This window comes from Hasllibacter sp. MH4015 (assembly GCF_020177575.1).
Classification (GTDB): domain Bacteria; phylum Pseudomonadota; class Alphaproteobacteria; order Rhodobacterales; family Rhodobacteraceae; genus Gymnodinialimonas.
Genome location: NZ_JAHTBK010000001.1, coordinates 3094521 through 3115276 on the forward strand (window position 1 = coordinate 3094521; position 20756 = coordinate 3115276).

The window sequence follows — 20756 nt, forward strand, 5'->3', positions numbered from 1 at the left end:
GGTACCCCGCGTCAGGACAGGCGCGGGGCCAGGGAGAGAGAATGGACGGGTGATCGAAGAGCGTCGTCTTGTCGTGTCTGGCACGGTGGCATGACCGAAAACTCCAATCTGAAATCGCCCCACAATGGAGCGCGATTCTCGGTCGTTCATGGAGTGAATAAGGTGTGAACCCTGCCGGGGCCGAGACCGCAGGCGGGCCAGAGACGTCGCAACCCGCTGTTTTCAATGCAGAATAAGCTCCCTTGCACAATTCCACGCCAAGCTGACCCAGCGTAATGTGAAAAAAGCGTGAAAGCCCTTTGTGAAACCGGCGCTCTGTGGCTGACTGGCGACGGAGGGGAAAAGGTCATGACGAATTGTATTTCAATTCGACTTTTCGGCGCCTTTCGGCTGGAGACGGTCGAGGGGGAGGAAATCTTGATCCGCAGCGCGAAGCTGCGTGGATTGATTGCCTTGCTTGCCCTGGCCCCTGATGGAACCCATTCACGTTCATGGATCCAGCAGGTCCTGTGGGGGAGGTCCGGATCGGAATTAGGACGATCCAGTCTGCGTCGTGCTCTGTCGGACCTCAGGCGGAGCATGGGCGAGACGTTCGAGCTCCTTTTCTCCGCCACGAATTCCGAGGTGCGGCTGAACCAGGCCGCGGTGCAGATTACTGGGTCGCCCAGTGACGGCGAATTTCTCGAAGGTATCGACATCAACGAACCGCGGTTCAACGAATGGCTGTCCGAGCGGCGAGAGCAGGCCTATGACCGCCGTCTGCGCCTCCCGTCCGTCATCAGTGCCCGCCTTTCGCCGTCGGTCTGCGTGGTGCCATTCTGCCCGGTCGTCCCCGATGAGCAGGCCCGGCACCTCGGCGATCTTATGGCGCTCGAAGTGACGCGAGACCTGTCGCGCTGCACGATTGTCGATACGATCTCGCACCTGTCCAGCCGACGATTTCAGTACCCAACGCTCGATCTTGCGACGCTTCGCCAACAGCTCAACGCCGATTACCTGCTGTTCGGCACGATCCGCCTGATGGGGACGGAGCTTGCCGTGTCCTGCGACCTCGTCGAATTGCAATCGGAACGTGTGTGCTGGAGCCGGCAATTGTCCATGGCCCTGTCGGAAATCTCTGCCGCGGATTGGGCCGCCCCGCGCGACATCGCGCAAATGACGCTGGAGACGATCCTGTCACAATCGGTCCATGCGGTACAAAGCCGGGATCGCTTCCGCCTTCAGGTTCACCAACGCCTGATGGCCGCCATCAGCATGATGCACCAGCACCAGAAGGTCGTGGTGCAGCAGGCACGCACCTTGATGGAGGAGCTGATCGAGGAATTTCCCGGCCACGCCGTTCTACATGCCTGGCTTGCGAAGTTCTACATTCTCAATGCCAACCAAGCATGGAGCACGGACATCAAGGCAGACGGCGCGCGTGCGCTGCATCTGGTCCAGCAGGCACTGGCGCTTGACCCGGCCTGCTCGTTCTCCCGTGCGATCCACGGCATGGTGTTAAGCCATTTTCACGATGATTTCACGCGCGGCGCGATCGAGATGGACATGGCGTTAGAGACCGATTCCAGCAACTCGCTGGCGTGGCTCCTCAAAGGCGCGATGCTGTCGTTCTCGGACCAAGGGGCGGAGGCTGTGCTGTGCACCTCGAAGGCGCGCAACCTGTCGCCGCTTGATCCGCATCGCTACTACTTCGATTGCCTGTCTGGAACGGCGCATCTGGCCATAGAGGATTACGGAACCGCGCTTCGCTTGGCAGAGCGGTCGTATCTGGCCAACCCGCGCCATGCCTCCACCCTTCGCGTTCGCACCATTGCCCTGCAAAACCTCGACCGCCACGAAGACGCGGTGCAAAGCGCGCAGGAAATCTTGCAGCGCGACCCGAATTTCACCGTCGAGGGCTACCTGAAATTCCACCCGGCCGCCAATTTCCGGACCGGTGAGAACTGGGCCAAGGCCCTGTCGGACGCGGGCATACCGCTGCGCTAACCTAAGAAGAGAGTATCTGCGATGTCGACCACAGCAACATCATCGGGCGCCTCCGGGGCGTCAGGCGCTTCCGGCGCGTCGGGTGCATCCGGGGCCTCCGGCGCATCGGGAGCGTCAGGCGCGTCCGGAGCCTCGGGCGCATCTGGTGCGTCGGGGGCTTCCGGCGCATCCGGCGCGGCAGGCAGCTACGGTTCCTTCCTGTCGGGCGCGTCGATCATGGCGCGCGACGGGATCGCGGGATATTGGCAGCACAGCACGCGGACCCCGCCGCACCTGGCAGATTCCGACGCCTACGCGCGCTTCAGCGCTCCGTGGGTCCGTGCCATCACGATGGAGAACGAGATCGTCGGCCCGCTGGTTTTCAAGGAGCGGAACGATTGCGACGACGCTAATACGCCAGCCGTTTCCATCTATCACACCGCCAAGACCATCCCCGACGCGGCACCGGCCTTGGGTGACGTCGCCGATCTGGAAACCCAGACGCAACTGCTCGCCGATCTGATTGCGCCGACCCCGGCCATCCTCGCCCAGCAACTCGACCTTGTGGCCAATTACATTCCGCAACGGAGCGAACGGCTTGGCGAGGCTGTGGGCCAGATCGGGTTTCCGACGCCGTTTTTCGAAACGGTCCTGCCGCTGCACCCGGCGTCCAGGAAATTCACGCGAGAGTTGGTGAGCATTGCGCAATCTTCGGCGTCCGAAGTCGTGATACGGGTCAAGAAGGCCCTGCGATGCCGCCGCCCGAACGAATTCTCCCCGCAATTGCAACCCATCGTGCCCACCCCGGGCCATGGAACGCTGCCAAGCGGTCATTCGACCGAGGCTTTTGTCGTTGCCCGGATGCTCGATCACCTGATGAACGACACCGGCTACGATGGCGGCGCATCCGATTGGGCGACGATGCTTTTGCGCCAAGCCCATCGCATCGCGGTAAACCGCACTGTTGCGGGGGTGCATTTCCCCGTGGATTCGCTTGCCGGTGCCGCACTTGGCCTGATGTTGGGCGACTACATCGTCAGCCTCGCGAAACAAGATGCCGGAGAGATCGGGGCCTTCAAGTTCGTCGGGTCCGAGATGGGGTCGCGCGACTTCTTGTTCGGCAGCTACTTCGCCGGGACTGCGCTGCAATTGCAGGACGGCATTTCGGAGCTGCCCCAGAATGTCGGCTTGGCCCACGGGGTCGAGGATGCGCCGACCCTCGCATGGCTCTGGACCAAGGCGATGGAAGAATGGGCCTGAGGGGGACAACGCCATGCCGTTGACCTACGCATTGGCAAAACGCGCCTCCACGCCCGCGACCGCATCGGGCGAACCGCTCGACCCCTATACGGACTGGGACACGTCCGAAGGGGCCGCATATAGCGAAATCTCACGGCTTGGGGCGGTCCGGCCCGAAGTCGTGTCCGCGCGTCATGTTTTGAACCTTGATCCCATGGCGCGAGATGTCCGGGTGGAGACGTTGGGACGGGACGGCCAGAACCGTGAACCTTTTGACAAGGCCGGTGGAAAGGCACGGGTGATAAGCCGTCTTCCAGTGCCACCGTCCAGTATCCCGCTGTCACCGCCCAAGTCGGACGGAACACAGGGGGGTGCGCATGTCCTGCATGACGGCGCGAACCCCGCCAACATGGTGATAACCGCGATTATCGACACCGCGATAAATCCCTTCAACACACGCTTCCGGGTGCCGTCGCCGGACGGATCCATCCGCGGAGCACGCTGCGACTATATCTGGGCGCAGGCCGCCAAGAGCGATCCGATGTCCCCGGTCCCATTCGGGCGCGCGTGGATTCGCAAGGACCTTGAGGCGGAAATGGGCCGCTCGGCTGAGGATGAGGCGTTGTGGATGACCCATCTTGGCCTGATCTCGGACACGACCTCGGAATTCGGCGCATCGCGCTTGAGCCTTGGCCACGGTACGCATGTCCTCGACGCAGCTGCCGGTTATGACCCGGATGTCGGGGACCGGGCGCGGGACCACCGGATCATCGCGGTGGAATTGCCGGAACTCGTGACGGCCGACACGTCGGGAAGCGCGCTTTATGGTGTTGTGCTGTGCGGTTTGCGGTACATCTTCGACCGGGCCGAACAGATCTGCATCGCCGCGTCCCGCCCGGTTCCCCTCGTCCTGAACTTCAGCTTCGGCCTTGGAGCCGGTCCCCACGATGGCACGCATCCAATCGAGGCTGCGTTTCGCAGGATGCTTGCGGATTACGTGGAACGGATCGAGACGCTGTTTCCCAAGCGTCACGATGATGCCTCGGTGAAGGCGGACATCGTGCTGCCCGCCGGAAACCGGCGTCTTGCCCAGGGCCACGCAATGTCGGACCGTGTGGATGCAAAGACCTCCTCCACAATTCTTAACCTCAGCTGGAAGACGCAACCGGCGGACCACAGCTCCAATTATCTTGAGGTTTGGGCGCCCCTTGGTGCGCATATCTCCAAGGTCGCGCTACAGCCGCCCGGTGGCGGGCAGGAGTTGATTTGGACAATACCGAAAGGCCGCATGCCCCACAGCATCGACATCACCCTGAACGACGCCGTGATCGGCAGGATGAACGTCGACCACCCCTATGCCAATGACAAGGACCCGGGTGCGTGCCGAACCGTGCGCCTGCTCATCGCGCTTGCCGGGACCGAAAATTACGACGGCGCCCCGATGTGCGAGCCCGGGCCTTGGCAGGTCAGCGTGGCAGCAGATGGACTGAGCAAGGGTCAATCCCTCCATGCCTGGGTGCAACGCGACGATCAGGCACTGGGCTTCGTCACACGGGGGCGGCCCTCTTACCTGGACGAAGCCCCGTACGAAGGATCAAGGCGCCTGCCGCAGGGTGAAACGCGGGCAACCGATCCCGGCGATGACGGCGCCATCATCCGCCGGGCCGCGACGCTCAACGGGCTGGCAACCCGTCCGCGCGACGGCGTGATCGAGGACCGCATACACATCATCGGTGGGATCTATGGCGAATTTGACGAAGCCTTGCATCTGCAGGGTAAAGAGGCGCCCTATTCCGCCTTGGGCGAGGGCGCGAAGACCAAATGCTACGTCCACGATCCCAACGCCCACAGGGCGAGCGACCGGTCCATTGATCGGTGGGGGCAATTCGCCGCCGGTATGCAAAGCGGTGCCGTCCGCGCGATGAATGGAACCAGCGTGGCGGCCCCGATCTATTCACGGGAGATTTTGGCGCGCGATTGAACAGCCCTCATGCCTCCGCTTTCATTGACAGCGCGACATGATTTGTCGATATGCCGTCCATGACCGACAAGGAAGAGATGATCGCCGCCGCCGCCATCCGGGTCTTTTCCCGCTATGGCCTTAAGCGCGCGACGATGAACGATGTAGCGGACGAGGCAGGCGTAGTGCGCCAGACCCTCTACAACGTGTTTTCCAACAAGAACGAGGTGATCGAGGGCGCGATCCGATACTATTGTGCCGGGATCCTGCAACGGACCCTAGCCGATTGGGACGGCGCGCAGACGCTGTCCGAAAAGCTCGATATCCTGTTCCAACATGCCGTGATTGACCCCTGGGACGCTTTAAGGGACGCCCCCGATGCCGCGGAGTTGGAGCAGGCTGCGCATCCGGCCGCAAGCGCCGCGATGGAGGAAGCCCAGGCCAATATCCATGCAGCCCTCACCGATTTGCTGCGCCCCCACGGACCGGCGCTGGCCGCCAAGGGACAAAGCCCCGAAAGCCTTGCCGCCTATCTTGTGACGGCGACCCACGGCATCAAACATAACACACCCGACCGTGACCGGTTGCTCGGCCTTCTTGCCACGCTGAAAACTTCTGTCGAAGTCATGGTGGACGGTTGACCTATTTTGGACACGTATTGACCAATTGTCCAAATCTACGCTACGATACTGACCAACGTCTTTGGCCGATCCCGACCAGATGACACCAGACCAATGGACGGAGGCCCCACATGGAACTGACCGTGAACGGCGAATTGCGGGAGGTCGAGGTCGCGCCCGACATGCCGCTTCTCTGGGTCTTGCGAGAGGAGCTGGGCCTCACCGGCACGAAATTCGGATGTGGTATTGCGCAATGCGGGGCCTGCACGGTCCATATCGACGGTATCGCGGCGCGGTCTTGTCAGACGCGGATTGGCGACCTGGCCGGGGCGAACGTTACCACGATAGAGGGTTTGGGGACGCCCGAGGCGCTGCACGCGGTGCAGGCGGCCTGGGTCGAGCATCAGGTCGCGCAATGCGGCTATTGCCAGTCCGGCCAGGTGATGCAGGCCGTAGCCCTTCTGGATCTCAACCCTGCGCCGACGAATGAAGATATTGATCTCGTGATGTCGGGCAACCTTTGCCGGTGCGGCACCTATCCGCGGATCCGGGCCGCAATCCATACCGCCGCCCGCAATCTGGAGGGGTGAGGGATGAGCAAGCTGAAAACCTTCACCCGCCGCGCATTCCTCGTAGGCTCCGCCGCCGTTGCGGGCGGCGTGGCGTTCGGCACCTACATGGTGCAGCGGCCCCACGATAATCCGCTGCTCGACGGACTTGCTGACGGCGCGGCGGCGTTCAATCCCTGGGTGCGCATTGATGCAACCGGGATCACGCTGATCACGCCGCACGCCGATATCGGGCAGGGCGTGGCCTCCATGCAGGCCGCACTGATCGCGGAAGAGTTGGACCTGACCTGGGGTGAATTCGAAACCGAATTCGGTCAACCCGCTGCCGCTTACTGGAACACGGCGATGGCCAATGAAGGCGCGCCCCTCTTGCCGTGGGACGAAAGCTTCGGGGCGCGGACAATGCGAACCTCCGTCTCGTCCCTTGTGAAAGTGATGGGAGTTCAGGCCACGGGCGGCTCGACGACCACACCCGACAGCTTCATCAAGCTGCGAGAGGCCGGCGCGATGGCGCGGGAAACGCTGAAACTGGCCGCAAGCAGGCGAACCGGCATTGCCGTGACCGACCTGCGCACCGAAGGCGGCGCGGTGCATCTGCCGGACGGAACCGCCCTGCCCTACACCGATTTGGCGGCGGAGGCCGCATCGCTTGAGCCGGTACAGAACACACCCCTGCGCGATCCGTCCCAGTGGCGTTTGATCGGCAACGACATGCCCCGGATCGACATCGTGGCGAAATCTACCGGGACTTTGGCATACGGCATCGACCTTGACGTGCCGGACATGGCGCGCGCATCGCTTCGCATGAACCCCCGCAAGGGCGCGGCGCTCAACAGCTTCGATGCGAGCGCTGCCGAGGCGATGGAAGGCGTGGAACAGGTGGTGGAGATCACCGGTGGTGTGGCCGTTGTCGCCTCGAACACGTGGTATGCAATGCAGGCCCTGGACGCGATCGAGTTCGATTGGGCACCAGCCGCTTATCCCGCAGAGCAGGCCGAACATTGGGCGGCCCTTGAGGCAAGCTTTACCGAAGAACGCCTGGACAGCGAATGGCTCAATACCGGCAATGTGGACGCGGACATTCCGGGTGCGGAGGTGATGGAGGCCGAATATCGCGTGCCTTATGTTGCGCATCAGCCGCTGGAACCGCTCAATGCGATCGTGCTTGTGGAAGAGGACGAGGTACAGGTCTGGACCGGCCACCAGATGCCCCGCTTCCTGCAACAGCAGGTCGCCGCGATCACCGGGCACACGGCGGAACAGATCACGCTGCACAACCAATATTCCGGCGGCTCCTTCGGACATCGACTGGAATTCGACTACGTTCGGCAAGCCGCGGAAATCGCCATGCAGATGCCTGGTCGGCCGGTGAAGCTCACCTATAGCCGCGAGGATGATTTCGCCCAGGATTTCCCCCGTCAGATCACGATGGGACGTGGGCGTGGCGCGGTCGTGAATGGCCAGGTTGTCAGCTTTGACGCCCAGATCGCAGCACCTTCCGTGATCCGCTCTCAGATGAGCCGGATGGGCCAATCTGTTCCGGGCCCGGATGCGCAATTGGCGGCGGGCGTATGGCAGCAACCTTACGGGTTTGAAAACGCGCGCGTGCGCACCTACGCGGTGGAGGGGCTTTCCCCCGTCTCCTCCTGGCGGTCCGTCGGTGCTTCGGCCAATGGATTCATCGCGGAGAGCTTTCTTGACGAGCTGATCCATGCCGCCGGTGCCGATCCACTGGAAGAACGCATCCGCCTTTGCACCCTCGATGATGTCAGCCTGCGCGTGCTGGAAGCCGTGGGCGAGATGTCGAATTGGGGCGAGGCATTGCCCGATGGCACAGGTCGCGGCGTTGCCTTCGTGCATTCCTTCGGCGTCCCCACCGCGGAGGTGGTCGAGGTGACGGAAACGGCGGCAGGCATCCGCATCGACAAGGTCTGGATCGCCGCGGATGTGGGGCGCGTCGTGGATCCGGTGAATTTCGAGAACCTGGTGCAGGGCGGTGTTGTCTGGGGCCTTGGTCACGCGATCAATTCGGAGATTACATATTCGGACGGGATTGCCGAGCAGACCAACTTCCACGCCCATGAAGGAATGCGGATGCATCAGACGCCGGAGATCTTCGTGCGTGGGCTGGAGAACGGACACATTCGCGGCATCGGGGAACCGCCTGTGCCACCCACGCCTCCCGCGCTGGCCAATGCCATTTTCGCCGCCACCGGACAGCGCATCCGAGAGATGCCGTTCTGGAACCACATCGATTTCGTCTAGGGGGATTGGTCGATGAAACACCCGCTTATCCTCGCACTTGCCGTGATCGGGGCCGCCGGCCTTGCCCTTGCCGACGGCACCGATGTCGTGATTGATCCGCCCGCAGAAGGCTCCATCACCCAGGCCGAAGGGCTGGCGGCGTGGGGGCGCATATTCGAGGTCACGTCCCATCCGCGATGTTCCAATTGCCATGTCGGGCCAGACAATCGCCCCATGTGGTCTGGACCTTCCTACGGCCGCACGCGGCCCCACGGAATGAACATCAACGCGGGCGAAAGCAGGATCGGGGCGGAGTACGTTCAATGCCAGACTTGCCACGCCTACAGCGAGGGCGGTGGCAACAATGCGCCGCAGATGGCCCCGCAAGTGGCGATGACGTGGCAGCTGCCCCCGGTCGAAGCCGAATGGTTCGGGCGCAGCACGGAGGAAATCTGCGCCCAGCTGCGTGATCCCGCCCGCAATGGTGACCGGGATATGATCGCGCTGGCCAGCCATCTGGAACATGACCTTATCCTGCATTGGGCGTGGTCGCCGGGTGGCGGACGTGAACCGGCGCCCTATTCCCTGCAAGAGCATGTGAATGACGTCCTTGCCTGGGGCGTGGCCGGGTATCCCTGCCCGCACGATCAGTGAGGGACCAATGGGAAACCGTCTCTATCTGACCGCTTCGGTCTTCGCCGCCTTCGGCGCGGTCCTGCATTTCGCGGCGTTGCCGTTCGGGGCACCGCTTTCTGCGGGCCTTCTGGGCGGGCTGATCTGGGCCGCGCTGGCGTTCGGTCTGTTCCGTGAATGGCGCTTGGCGGCCTATGTTACGTTTCTCACATCGCTCTTCGGGATCAGCGCCGCGATGACGCTGGCTGTCGGTGGCCCACCGGGACCCGTGGCTTGGCTGTTCGCGGCCATCGTGGTGGTTGATGTGTTGATCGCGCTCACGCTCATTCGGCTGCTCTGGTCGGCACCCGCACGGCCTTAAAACTCTGTTCACGGGTTTCGGCGTAAACCTTTCCGGTCGCTTCAGGAGCTTCCGGTTATGGCCGAAAACGAACTGCGTCCGCTGATTATAAAGCGAAAGAAAGTGTCCGGCGATGGCGGCCACCACGGCGGCGCGTGGAAGGTGGCTTATGCGGATTTCGTGACGGCGATGATGGCGTTCTTCATGCTGATGTGGCTGTTGAACGCCACGACGGAAAACCAGCGGAAGGGCCTGGCCGATTACTTCAGCCCCTCCATACCCGTGGCACGGATCTCCGGCGGCGGGGACGGCGCGTTCGGCGGGGATAGCCCGTTTTCAGAAGAGGTACTGGCCCAGGACGGCACTGGCGCCACCAGCCTTCGCCCGACGGAGGGGCGGCAGGCCCTGGGCCTGGAGGGCACCGAGCACGAGGACGATGCCGCCGACAGCGCGGAACTTTCGGAAATCGAAGGCTCCCTGACAGGCGAAGGCGGCGATAGCCTTGTCAGTGACCTGGCCCGCCCGCATATCGAAACGCGATTGAGTGACGAAGGATTGATCATCGAGATCTTCTCTCGTCCCGGCGCGCCGCTGTTCGATGCCGATACCGGTGCTCCGCAACCTTGGATGGCGGAACTGATGGAGACGATGGCGGACCTTTTCAATACCGTCACCAACGGCGTTGCTGTGGAGGCGCATATCGCGACCGAACCCTTGGTGCGCGCCAGCGCAAGTGGCTGGCAACGCACCACCGAACGCGCACAACTGATCCGCACCATGCTGGAACGGGCGGGTCTGGATGGCCAACGCGTCGTGCGCGTGACGGGCCATTCCGACCGTGAGCCTGCGATTGATCCTCCGATCTCTCCGCGCAATGACCGGATCGAGATCATCTTGCTGCGCAACGACCGCTGAGCGTCACCGCCACCCGCTGAAAATACGGCGCATTTTATCTGTTAGCCTCGCCTTAATCCGCCACGGCGCAAGCTGCCCCGAAGTTCGAGATGCAGCAGAAAGGCGCATGAGATGACGATTTCCTCCTCGCTCAATTCCGGCGTGGCAGGCCTGACGGTTAACGCGAACCGCCTGGCCACCATCGCAGACAACATCGCCAATTCCGGCACATACGGCTACAAACGGGCCGTCGCAGATTTCCACTCCATGGTCATTACGCAATCCGACGGGTCCTATTCCGCCGGTGGTGTGCGCGCCACGGTCAGTCGGATGATCGACCAGCGCGGCACCTTGATCGCCACCGACAACCCGACCGACCTTGCCATTTCCGGGCGCGGCTTCCTGCCCGTCACGCCCTTTGCCGGGCTCGACAGCACTGGCAGCCAAACCGTTCATCTTGCAACAACCGGGTCATTCCGGCCCGATTCCGAGGGGCGGCTGGTGACATCGACCGGACAGGTGCTGATGGGGTGGCCCGCCAATCCTGACGGGTCGATCCCGACCTTCCCGCGCGACACGTTCGACGGGCTCGAACCGATTCAGATCAACGCAAATCAATTCGCGGGCGATCCGACCACGATGATGGAGCTGACGGTCAATCTGCCCGCGACCGAGACCGACGAAACCGGTGGCGGCGATAGCCTGATCATGTCGGCGGAATATTTCGACAACCTTGGCACGTCGCAATTCCTCGAGATCGAATACACGCCCACGATTCCCACATCCGGCATGTCGCATACCTGGACGATGGAGATCCGGGATTCCGCCCAGGGCGGTGCCGTGATCGGGAACTACACGCTTGAATTCGACGATGCGCGCGGCAATGGCGGCAACCTGCTCAACGTGACAGTCAATTCCGGCGGCGCCTTCAATGCCACAACCGGCATACTCGACCTGACCGTTGCGGGTGGGCCGATGGAGATGTCCATCGGCATTCCCGGCACACCCGGTGGCCTGACGCAGTTGAGCGACAATTTCTCCCGTGCGCCGGTGGTCAAGAACGGGTCTGCCGTGGGCGACCTGACAACGCTGGAGGTCGACGTAAATGGCACGCTCCACGCGGTCTACGACAACGGAATGACGCGTCCGATCTACCAGATCCCGATCGTGGACGTCCCGAACATCAACGGCCTGACATCGCTTGATAATCAGGCGTATTCCATCTCTCCGGACAGCGGCCCGTTCTTCCTGTGGAACGCGGGCGATGGGCCCACGGGTGAAATGGTCGGCTACGCGCGGGAAGAATCGGCGACCGACGTCGCCGCTGAACTGACACAGTTGATCCAAACCCAGCGCGCCTATTCCTCCAACGCCAAGATCATCCAGACCGTCGATGAAATGCTGCAGGAGACGACGAACATCATCCGCTGATCCGCGGCTGTTCGTTTCCCCTGATCCCACGCCATGTCCATTTCCTCCGCGCTGTCCAATGCCTTGTCCGGCCTCTCCGCCTCGTCTCGGGCGGCCGACATCATCTCATCGAATATCGCCAATGCGATGACCGACGGTTATGGCACAAGGCGGCTCGACACCGCGTCGCGCGTGATCGGCAATGCCGGTGCGGGCGTCTCCGTCGTCGGTGTGACCCGGTATTCGGACGAGGCGCTGATCGGTCAGCGCCGCGTGGCGGAGGCTGATCTCGGCGCAAGCCGCGCACGCGCGGATTTCATGGCACAGCTGGAGGGTTTGATCGGCGCGCCGGACGCCGTCGGAAATTTGTCGGCGAGGGTGGCGGATTTCGAGGGCAAGCTGATCACAGCCGCAAACGCGCCCTGGAACGAGTCCCACCTGTCCAGCGCGGTCCTTGCCGCGCAATCCATGGCGACGGGGATCAACGACGTATCGAACGGCATCCAAGAGCAGCGGCTGCAAGCGGACGGCCAGATCGCCATAACGGTCGACCGCATCAACGGCGCATTAGAAAGCCTTGCCGACCTCAACACACGCATCGTCGCCGCGCAGGCCGGCGGGGGCGAGGCGGCCTCCCTCCTCGACGCCCAAGCCCAATTGGTCGAACAGATCGTCCCCTTCATCCCCCTGCAATCGCGTCGGGATGAGGCGGGCGCGCTCTACCTCTACAGCGATGACGGGGAGGCCTTGCTGGATGTCCGCCCGGCGACCCTTGGGTTCACACCGGTGGCCGCCATCGCGGCCGATATGACGCTTGCGAATGGTGATCTGTCAGGGCTGACGCTCAACGGGCGTTCGCTTTCGATGGATGGCGCTTACCCGGCACTGGGCGGCGGCGAATTGCAGGCCATGTTCCAATTGCGCGACCAATGGGCGCCGGAGGCGCAGGCCCGGCTCGACGCCGTGGCGCGCGATTTGGTGGAGCGGTTCGATGCCCCAGGGCTCGACGGCACCATCGCGACCGGCTCCCCGGGCCTGTTCACGGATGCTGGAAATCTTGCCATCCCGGCCAACGAGATCGGACTGGCGGGTCGCCTGCGGATCAACGTGGCCGTCGACCCCGATCAGGGCGGCGCGGTGTGGCGATTGCGTGACGGCATCGGAGCTACCGCGGAGGGCCCCACCGGCAATGCGACATTCCTAACGGCACAAGTCGATGCCCTTGCCGCCTTGCGACCCACGGTGTCGGGCGGGTTTTCGGGCGCTGCACGGTCGGCCGCCGGGCTGATCTCGGAAAACCTGTCGGCGGCCGGATTGCGCCGGTCAGCAGCCGAAAGCGAGTTGGCGCAGATCGCGGCCCGTCACTCCGCCCTGGAATCGGCGGAGAGGGCGGGCGGAGTGGACAGTGACGATGAGCTTCAGCGCCTTCTGATGGTCGAGCAGATGTTCGCGGCCAATGCACGTGTCATTACCGCTGCGGAAGAGATGATGGATGAATTGATGAGGATCGCCCGATGAGCCTGACGACCTACGGCGATCTCGCGCAATTCCATATGCTGCGCAGGGACAGCGCACAGTTGAAATCCGACCTCGTTCGCCTCACCGGGGAGTTGTCGTCCGGCAAGACGGCGGATATCGGGCGCGCCTTGGGTGGCGACTTCTCCACCCTTGCCGATATCGCCCGCAGCCTTCGCCTGAATGCGAGCTTCAGCGCCTCCGTGGCGGAAGCCTCCATCGCGGCGGAGGGGCGTCAATCCGCATTGGGCCGTATCGCGGCGGAACTCGACGGGTTTGCGCCGCAGCTCCTCTCGGTCACGGGCGCGGGCAGTTGGAACGACATCCAATTGACCCTCGCAAACGGGTCAGAACGGTTCGACGCTGCCGTCGATGCCCTGAACACTCGGCTTGCTGGCCGAAGTCTCTTTTCCGCCGACGAACCCGACGCGACGCCATTGGCGGGAAGCGAGGCAATCCTCGATGAATTGCGCCTTCTGGTCGGAACCACAACCGATGCCGCAACGGCCGAGGCAGATGTGCGCGCGTGGTTCATGTCTCCCGGCGGCGGATACGAAACGATGGCATGGCAGGGGGGGGCCGGGGCCGCGCCCGAAGTGCTCCTCGGTGAAGGCCGATCGGCGGAAACCGGGGTGACCGCCCTTGATCCGGCGATCCGTGAAAGCCTGATCGGTCTGGCATTGGTGGCCTTGGCGGAAGAGGAGGCCGCGCCCCTTGATGAGACTGAGAAGCGCGCCCTCGTGACCGGTGCGGCGGAACAGATGCAGCGCGGCGAAGGGCAGCTTATCACGCTCCGCGCCGCCCTCGGCGCGGAAGAGGCCCGGATCGAGGAGGCTCGTGTCGCCTCCCAGGCCGCGCGGGCCAGCCTTGAGATCGAATACGGTCGGCTGGTCGAAGCGGACCCCTACAGAACCGCAACCGACCTAGAGACGGTGAATACGCGATTGGAAAGCCTTTACATCCTCACCGCGCGCCTGTCGCGGTTGAGCCTTACGGAGTTCATCCGGTGATCAGAATTTTCACACTTCTCGTCTTGGCGCTTAGCGTCGCCACAAGTGCGCTGGCGACACCGATCCGGATCAAGGATCTGGTGGAATTCGACGGCGTACGCGGCAATGATCTGGTCGGGTACGGCCTTGTCGTTGGCTTGAACGGCACCGGTGACGGGCTGCGCAACGCTCCGTTTACCGAAGAGATCATGGTCAACATCCTCGAGCGCCTTGGCGTCAATGTCACGGGAGAGCAGTTCCGCCCGCAAAACGTGGCCGCCGTGATCGTCACTGCAACCCTGCCGCCCTTTGCGCGGCAGGGCGGCCAGATCGACGTGACCGTATCGGCGATCGGCGATGCCGACAGCCTGCTTGGTGGCACGCTTGTGATGACTCCTCTGACCGCTGCCGATGGGGAGATCTATGCCGTGGCTCAAGGTGCGGTCATCGCAGGCGGGGCGTCGGTGGAAGGGGACGGTGCAGAGATCGTGCAGGGCGTCCCCACTGCGGGCGTGATCCCCACCGGTGCCCGGGTGGAGCGCGAAGTCGCATTCGACTTTACAGAGATGGGGCAGATCCGCCTCGCGCTCCGCTCCCCCGATTTCACGACTGCCGCGCGCATTGAAGTGGCCATCAACACGGAATTCGGCCGGGGGGTGGCGGCGATGCTTGATGCGGGCACCGTCCTTCTGGACATCGAGCGTACCCACGCACCATCCCCCGCCCACGCGATCACGAGGGTCGAAAACATATTGGTTGAACCGGAAACGCGCGCGCGGGTGGTCGTGGACCAACGCAGCGGTACGATTGTCATGGGAGAGGACGTACGCATCAGTCGCGTGGCCGTGGCGCAGGGCAATCTGACCCTCCGGATCGAGGAGGCACCGATCGCTCTGCAACCCAACCCCTTCTCGGAAGGAGAAACCGTCGTCCTGCCCCGCACGGAGGCCGCTTTGATCGAGGAACCCGGCTCGCGCCTGGCCGAGGTCAGCGGAGGGACGTCCCTGTCCGAAGTCGTGGGCGCGCTGAATGCGCTTGGCGTCTCACCCCGGGACATGATCGACATTCTCGCCAGCATCGAGGCTGCCGGTGCGCTCCATGCGGAGTTCATCGTGCGATAGGGTGCGTTTGCTGTCGTATCCCGGCTGATTCTCGAAGATGAAGGCGGCGCCCGATTGCGAGTGCGCCGCCCAAATGCCTGTCCGGTTTAGCCTCTTGCCCGGTGCAACACATGTTTGGCCCGCCTAAACGAGCCGCAATCGCGCCGCACCCCCAATGGCTACGGCAGCTCTCGCAACCGTTGCACGATGCCGCGCGCCATCGGTCCGGGCAGCGACCGCAACGCTTCGATCCGCGCGGGCCGGGCGAGTGTCCCAAGAAGGCGCGCGATCACGGCGGGGTGTTCACCGGCCAATCCGGACCCACTGACGTTTCGCGCCAGCCTTTGATCCAGACCGGCTCCGGCAGGGATTTGGTTCGGGTCATCTGCCTGCGTGGCCGTTTGCGAAAGTGGCGGCGTTGCCGGGTCGATCACGCGATCCTCCCCCGTGCCCGGTCTGGATTGCCTTTGCCGCAACCGTTCCAACAACTTGTTGCGGTGCCAATCGACGCGGGCCTGATCGACCTCCTGCGCATCCGCGTCGGGCGCATCCACGCGCAGCTTGGCCAACGCCTCCGGACCGAGGAGAGAGGCCAGCGCGCTCAGCTTCTCGTTTCGGGACACGGAGCCCACGCGGGTTGGTTCAGAATGATTTTGCATCGGCAGTCTCCGGGCCAGGGGGGCGTCTTCGCCCGTCAGAAATAACTTCGCACGAGCGCGCCCGTGATCAGCGCCCAGCCATCCGCAACGACGAAAAAGGCAAGCTTGAAGGGCAAGGACACGATCGCGGGTGGCACCATCATCATGCCCATCGACATGAGAATGGCCGCGACAACCAGATCAATCACGAGAAACGGCAAGAAGATGAGAAAGCCGATCTGGAACGCCCGCTCCACCTCGCTCAGCATGAAGGACGGGATCAGGACAGAGGCGTCAGGATTTTCTGCATCCGTGCCGGGGCGCAGTTCCGCCAGGCTGACCAATGTCGATTGATCGACGCGATTCAACATAAAGCCCCGGAATGGCTCATAGATCAGGGGGATCGCGGCGTCGGGTGTCAAATCCCCGGCGATCAGCGGTGCGATGCCGGTGGCATAGGCCTCCTCGAAAACCGGGGCCATGACGAAATACGTCAGAAAAAGTGCGAGGCTGACGATCAGCATGTTGGGGGGCGAAGCCTGTAGCCCGATCGCCTGTCGCAAGATGGACAGAACCGTCACGACGAACGGAAAGCACGTCACCATCACGGCGAGACCCGGCGCGAGGCTCAAGAGCGTGATCAGCGCAATCAGCTGGAAGGTGCGCGCCGTCAGGCTGCCTTCGTCCCCAAGATCAAGGGTCACTTCCTGCGCCGACGCGAAGGCGGGCCACAACACTGCCATCGCCACGAACAGAAGAAAGAGCGTGGGCCTAGACCGCGGCATCACCACCGTCCATCAGGTCGGTCACGCGCACGGCAAGCTGACCGGCCCGGTCGCCATCGAGTTCCACCAACTCCCCCTCGGCGATGATCTTGTCACCGACCCAAAGGCTCACCTTGTCCTCGATCCGACGATCGAGCGGCAGAACGGTATCGGGATCCATTGACAGCATCTCTGACAGGCGCGGGCGTGCCTTGCCCACGCAGACGCGGATCTCGATCGGGACGGAATGAAACGCGGAGGCACGCGCGGATTGGGAAGAAGGCTCGGACATCAGGCGGCTCCTTTATCGGTCCATTGATCGGATGGGGGCGGTTCGGTGCGGTTCAGGGTGACAATCGCCTCCGCGATGCGGCGGGCCGCGCCCGTCACGTCGAGATCCCGGCGCGTGGCACCGGCCTGGAGGGTCACTTGACCTTCCGCAAATGCAGGCTCCGGACGCACGCGCACCTCGAAACCCTGATCTTCCACCAAGCGCTGGAGGCTGGCACAGTCACCCGGGGCTGCGACGATTTCGATCCGGGCCTCGGCCTGATTTTCCGCCAAGGCGGTCAACTCGGCCAAGACGGTGGGCGCAATGGCCGCCGCCGCCAGTTCCGGCAGAACTGTTGACGCGATATCCTCGAACAGGGGACCGAGCGCGGCCAGCACATCGCGCCGGGCGGCGTCGAAGGTCAATTCAGCGTCTTTGAGATTACGGCCCAAATCCGCGCTGACGGACTTCCGCTCCTCCGCTTCGGCGGCAGCGCAATCCGCCCAGCCGCTCTTGTAGCCATTGTCATAGGCGTCGAGCTGATCCACGTCCTGACCGCCCTCTTGCGCCTGCGACATCGCGGCAGGGGCCGGCCCGAATCCGGGATCCGTTGGCGCCTCGCCAAAATCAGGAAGGGTCAGGGAACGGGTCATGGGGCCGTTTCCTCGTCTTCGTCCATCCAACTGCGCAAAATCTGGACGGTTTCATCCTCCCGTTCAGAGATCAGGCGGCGCAGGCGATCCACCGGGTCCAGGTTTTCCAGGTCCTGTTCTCTCGGGCCGACGGTGGCGCCTGCCATCATCATTGGGAGTGCATCGTCAAACGCCGACCCGAGTGACGCGATCTGCGCCGTCTCACCCGCTTCCTCTTCGCCGTTTGCTGTCCGCGCAGAACCGCCTGTCGCATTTGCGGATTCCGTGGGACGTGTGGCGGGCAGGTTGTTCGGGTTTTCGGATGCATTCGGCGCGGATGCATCGCTGGACCGGGCGGGGGCAGGCAGGCCCGCCATGGCGGTCGATCCGGTACCAGGGAGGGCGGAGGGCGTGTTTGCACTGGCCGTCTGTCGCGCCAGCATCGGACGCAACAGCCCGAATGTGATCGCAAGGGCGACCACTGCAAGCAGAGCCGTTTGAAGCAAGCGACCAAGGTCGATACTCAACCTATCGGCAAACCCCGGCTCCGACAGATCGGTGATCGCGGCCTCATCGAAAGCCATGGATTGTATTGTGACCTGATCCCCCCGCTCCGCGTCGTACCCGACGGCGGACCGGACGAGTTCAGTCAGTTGCTCGATTTCCTCCGCTGCGCGGGGGATTGTAGAAACTATCCCGTCAGCGCTGACATTTTCCACGCCGTTGAGCAACACGGCGACCGTGATCCGGCGCACGGCACCGGGCTCCCGCTCCAGCTCCCGCTGCAATTCGGACATGTCGAAGGTCACGCGTTCACGGGATTCCGTGGTCTGCGCGGAGGAGCTTTCGCCACCCGCCGCATCTCCATCGGGAAGGTTGGAGGCGACGGTCACGCCGGCGCCCGCCCCATCGGTCGAGGAATTATCAAGCTCCTCGGTATCGGTTGCGATAATCACGCGACTTTCGGGGTCGATTACGCGTTCAAGGATCGTTTCGCGCGCCATCTCCAACTCGACGGAGACCTGGACAACGGCATTCCCCGGCCCGACACGGGCGGCGAGAAGACGCTCGATATTCTGGCGCAGCTGCTCCCCCCGGCCAGCGGCATCGGCGACGGGCGACATCTGATCCTGTGCGCCCATGACCTGGCCCGAATCTGCATCCACGATGATCACGTTTTCCGGGCTCAGGCCGGGCACGGACGACGCCACGAGGTACCGCAGGGCCTGCGCATGGCCGGGCGCGAGACCGCCAGCCGCGGGGCGCAACGCGACGGATGCCGTGACCTCCCGCGTAGGTTGAAACGGGTCGGATGACGGGTTGGCGATATGCACCCGCGCCGCCCGGATAGCCGGGGACGCGATGATCGTGCGCGCGAGCTCCCCTTCCTTGGCCCGCCAGTAGGCGGCATCGAACATCTGCGACGTCGTGCCGAAGCCCGACAGCGAATCGAGCAGTTCATAGCCCTGCGGCCCGTTGGCCGGCAGCCCCTCACCGGCCAGCGCCATGCGCAAGGCATCCCGTTCCGTTGCATCCACAAGGATCGAATCACCTTCCACCCTGTGCGCCACGCCACGGGCGGAAATCGCTTCCACCACCTCTCCGGCGGCGGCGGGGTCGAGACCGGAATATAGCAATGCATAGGACGGTTGAGATGCGATGCGTGTCAGGATGACAAGGACGACGGCAAGCGCCGCAATTCCCCCGATCAGAACGCCACGGCGGCGGCCATCCATCCCATTCCAAAGCTCAAGCAGCGTGTTCACCGCAGCACCTTTCGCATCGACCCATTCTGGCCCGTTGCTGCCACACATACCCACCGCACGATTAACAATCGGTTAGTGCCTTCGGTCTAAAACGAACGAGAACGAAACAAGATCATGAGCATCATGGACGACGAGGTCGAAACCGAAGACGCCAAGAAGAAGAAGGGCTTGAAGGGTCCGCTTCTGATCGGCGTGATTCTCGCAGCTCTGGGCGGTGGTGGCGGCTTCTGGGCCGTCACGCAGGGGCCACTTGCGTCGACCACCCCCACGGAAGACAGCGCGGAACAGGGTGGCGAGGACGCCGAGGATCAAGGTGGAGGCGAGCCGGTCGACGTCGCCTTCGTGGAGCTTGAGACGCTTGTCATCACCCTTGGGGCCGAGGGGTCCGGGCGCAACCTGATCTTCACCGCCGCGCTTGAGGTGGAGCCGGACCATCTCGAAGAAGTCACGGCACTCAGCCCTCGGGTGCTCGACGTGTTGAATTCCTACCTGCGGGTGATCTCCGTTTCGGAGTTAAGCGAACCAACCAGCCTCGCGCGGCTGCGCGCGCAGATGCTGCGCCGCATCCAGGTCGTGACCGGGTCGGGCCGGGTCCGCGACCTCCTCGTGACACAATTTCTGGTGAATTGAATGGCATTCCTTTTCAGCTACGGCGCCGACATCCTCGTCATTCTCGCCAGTCTCGGGGCGATGGCCTACTGCATGATCCTGTCGCGGCGATTGTCGCGGCTGACATCCTTCGACAAGGGCCTTGGCAGCGCGATCGCCGTGATGTCGAGCCAGGTGGATGAGATGAAATCCGCGCTCCACGAGGCGAAGGCCGGGTCGGACGGGGCGGGCACTCATCTGAACGATCTGGTCCACCAGGCGCGGGAGATCTCGGCGGAACTCGAGATGATGATCGCGGCCTGCCACGACTTCGCGGAAGAGGCGATAACGGTCCAGTCCGAAGCGCCGGAACCCGGGACGCAATCCGAGCTTGATGCTGAGGCTGAGGCTGAGGCTGAGGCTGAGGCTGAGGCTGAGGCTGAGGATATCTCCGAAGCACCCACCGATGTCGAACCCGATCTCGATGACGAAACGCCAAACGCCATTCCGGTCTTTGGCTCCCGCAGGACAGCCACGGCGAGGTCTCAGGACACGGCCTCGGTCGAGCCGCTCTTCCGCCACCGCAAATTGGCGGCTGGCTGAGCGATGGCGACCAAAA

20 protein-coding genes are annotated in these 20756 nt (G+C 63.4%); 15 read left to right on the forward strand and 5 right to left on the reverse strand.

The genetic code is table 11. The features are described from left to right. The first annotated feature begins 579 nt into the window (after positions 1–579). The 13 genes from KUW62_RS15830 (at position 580) to KUW62_RS15890 (ending at position 15499) form a co-directional block, all read left to right on the forward strand. Positions 580–1986, forward strand: coding sequence for a hypothetical protein (locus tag KUW62_RS15830; RefSeq protein ID WP_224816428.1), 1407 nt, complete (start codon positions 580–582; stop codon positions 1984–1986). A 21-nt stretch (positions 1987–2007) separates the two neighbouring features. After that, the gene (locus tag KUW62_RS15835; RefSeq protein ID WP_224816429.1) at positions 2008–3225 is read left to right on the forward strand and encodes a phosphatase PAP2 family protein; all 1218 of its coding nucleotides are present in this window, start codon (positions 2008–2010) and stop codon (positions 3223–3225) included. Between the two features lie 13 nt (positions 3226–3238). Further along, positions 3239–5185, forward strand: coding sequence for a hypothetical protein (locus tag KUW62_RS15840; RefSeq protein WP_224816430.1), 1947 nt, complete (start codon positions 3239–3241; stop codon positions 5183–5185). A gap of 59 nt (positions 5186–5244) precedes the next feature. Beyond that, positions 5245–5805: a TetR/AcrR family transcriptional regulator gene (locus tag KUW62_RS15845; RefSeq protein WP_224816431.1), complete on the forward strand. Its 561-nt coding sequence runs from the start codon at positions 5245–5247 to the stop codon at positions 5803–5805. 110 nt (positions 5806–5915) lie between these two features. Continuing rightward, complete coding sequence (locus KUW62_RS15850; RefSeq protein ID WP_224816432.1) at positions 5916–6374, forward strand: (2Fe-2S)-binding protein; 459 nt, start codon at positions 5916–5918, stop codon at positions 6372–6374. Positions 6375–6377: 3 nt separating this feature from the next. Continuing rightward, positions 6378–8618: a xanthine dehydrogenase family protein molybdopterin-binding subunit gene (locus tag KUW62_RS15855; RefSeq protein ID WP_224816433.1), complete on the forward strand. Its 2241-nt coding sequence runs from the start codon at positions 6378–6380 to the stop codon at positions 8616–8618. Positions 8619–8630: 12 nt separating this feature from the next. Beyond that, the gene (locus KUW62_RS15860) at positions 8631–9251 is read left to right on the forward strand and encodes a hypothetical protein (protein WP_224816434.1); all 621 of its coding nucleotides are present in this window, start codon (positions 8631–8633) and stop codon (positions 9249–9251) included. 7 nt (positions 9252–9258) lie between these two features. Next, positions 9259–9591, forward strand: coding sequence for a hypothetical protein (locus tag KUW62_RS15865; RefSeq protein ID WP_224816435.1), 333 nt, complete (start codon positions 9259–9261; stop codon positions 9589–9591). Positions 9592–9648: 57 nt separating this feature from the next. Beyond that, the gene (locus KUW62_RS15870) at positions 9649–10485 is read left to right on the forward strand and encodes a flagellar motor protein MotB (RefSeq protein ID WP_224816436.1); all 837 of its coding nucleotides are present in this window, start codon (positions 9649–9651) and stop codon (positions 10483–10485) included. A gap of 111 nt (positions 10486–10596) precedes the next feature. Continuing rightward, positions 10597–11895, forward strand: a complete 1299-nt coding sequence (locus KUW62_RS15875) for a flagellar hook protein FlgE (protein ID WP_224816437.1) — start codon at positions 10597–10599, stop codon at positions 11893–11895. A 33-nt stretch (positions 11896–11928) separates the two neighbouring features. Beyond that, a complete protein-coding gene (gene flgK, locus KUW62_RS15880; RefSeq protein WP_224816438.1) occupies positions 11929–13392 on the forward strand; it encodes a flagellar hook-associated protein FlgK in 1464 nt (487 codons plus the stop codon). Beyond that, positions 13389–14399: a flagellin gene (locus KUW62_RS15885; protein ID WP_224816439.1), complete on the forward strand. Its 1011-nt coding sequence runs from the start codon at positions 13389–13391 to the stop codon at positions 14397–14399. Before flgK ends, KUW62_RS15885 begins: the two co-directional genes overlap by 4 nt. Beyond that, the gene (locus KUW62_RS15890; protein ID WP_370632925.1) at positions 14399–15499 is read left to right on the forward strand and encodes a flagellar basal body P-ring protein FlgI; all 1101 of its coding nucleotides are present in this window, start codon (positions 14399–14401) and stop codon (positions 15497–15499) included. The genes KUW62_RS15885 and KUW62_RS15890 overlap by 1 nt, the downstream gene beginning before the upstream one ends. Positions 15500–15657: 158 nt before the next feature. On the opposite strand, the gene KUW62_RS15895 is transcribed toward KUW62_RS15890, so the two are convergent. Genes KUW62_RS15895 through fliF form a run of 5 tightly spaced genes read right to left on the reverse strand, consistent with a single transcriptional unit; the run spans position 15658 to position 19549 of the window. Next, a complete protein-coding gene (locus KUW62_RS15895; RefSeq protein WP_224816441.1) occupies positions 15658–16137 on the reverse strand; it encodes a hypothetical protein in 480 nt (159 codons plus the stop codon). Between the two features lie 35 nt (positions 16138–16172). Then, a complete protein-coding gene (gene fliP, locus KUW62_RS15900; RefSeq protein WP_224816442.1) occupies positions 16173–16901 on the reverse strand; it encodes a flagellar type III secretion system pore protein FliP in 729 nt (242 codons plus the stop codon). Next, complete coding sequence (locus KUW62_RS15905) at positions 16888–17172, reverse strand: FliM/FliN family flagellar motor C-terminal domain-containing protein (protein WP_224816443.1); 285 nt, start codon at positions 17170–17172, stop codon at positions 16888–16890. The genes fliP and KUW62_RS15905 overlap by 14 nt, the downstream gene beginning before the upstream one ends. Further along, on the reverse strand, positions 17172–17804 hold the full coding sequence (locus tag KUW62_RS15910) for a hypothetical protein (RefSeq protein WP_224816444.1): 633 nt from the start codon (positions 17802–17804) through the stop codon (positions 17172–17174). Before KUW62_RS15910 ends, KUW62_RS15905 begins: the two co-directional genes overlap by 1 nt. After that, on the reverse strand, positions 17801–19549 hold the full coding sequence (gene fliF / locus KUW62_RS15915) for a flagellar basal-body MS-ring/collar protein FliF (RefSeq protein WP_224816445.1): 1749 nt from the start codon (positions 19547–19549) through the stop codon (positions 17801–17803). The genes KUW62_RS15910 and fliF overlap by 4 nt, the downstream gene beginning before the upstream one ends. A 114-nt stretch (positions 19550–19663) precedes the next feature. On the opposite strand from fliF, the gene fliL reads away from it, so the two are divergent. Together fliL and KUW62_RS15925 are read left to right on the forward strand one after the other, a co-directional pair. Continuing rightward, on the forward strand, positions 19664–20179 hold the full coding sequence (gene fliL / locus KUW62_RS15920) for a flagellar basal body-associated protein FliL (protein WP_224816446.1): 516 nt from the start codon (positions 19664–19666) through the stop codon (positions 20177–20179). Next, positions 20180–20740: a DUF6468 domain-containing protein gene (locus tag KUW62_RS15925; RefSeq protein WP_224816447.1), complete on the forward strand. Its 561-nt coding sequence runs from the start codon at positions 20180–20182 to the stop codon at positions 20738–20740. It begins immediately after the preceding gene. The last annotated feature ends 16 nt before the right edge of the window (positions 20741–20756 follow it).